Source organism: Pseudomonas sp. AC463 (assembly GCF_979253585.1).
This window is the reverse complement of sequence record NZ_CEEDDZ010000258.1, coordinates 1-354: the sequence shown is the minus strand read 5'-3', so window position 1 is coordinate 354 and position 354 is coordinate 1. Positions and strand designations below refer to the sequence as shown.

Below are 354 nucleotides of genomic sequence, written 5' to 3'. Positions count from 1 at the left end.
TATCAGGGCGGCAACGCGCTGATGCGGCTGTACGAGATCGATTTCACCGCGAACAGGATCAACGTCATGTCCTTCTCGCCCTGGGTCGTCCAGAAGCCGAAGGCCACGCTGAACCAGTTCGACCGTGCCGTCCTGACCGAGGCGAACAACCAGTTCACGATCCCGATCAACTTCAAGAAGCGCTTCGCCGGCTTTCAGAAGTTCAGGCCGACGCTGGCGACGACCGGCGCGCCGATCCTGCCGGTGGTGAAGGCGAATCTGCTGAAGGATTACACCGATCCGGTGCCGCCAGTGATGACGCCGCCCCGCGACGCCAACGACTTTCCGGTCGTGCCGGACACCTACGCACACTGG

1 pseudogene is annotated in these 354 nt (G+C 62.4%); it reads left to right on the top strand.

The annotated features are described in order from the left end of the window. Positions 1-354 (top strand): annotated as a pseudogene (locus AC0IYH_RS30045) (hypothetical protein); the annotation flags it as partial.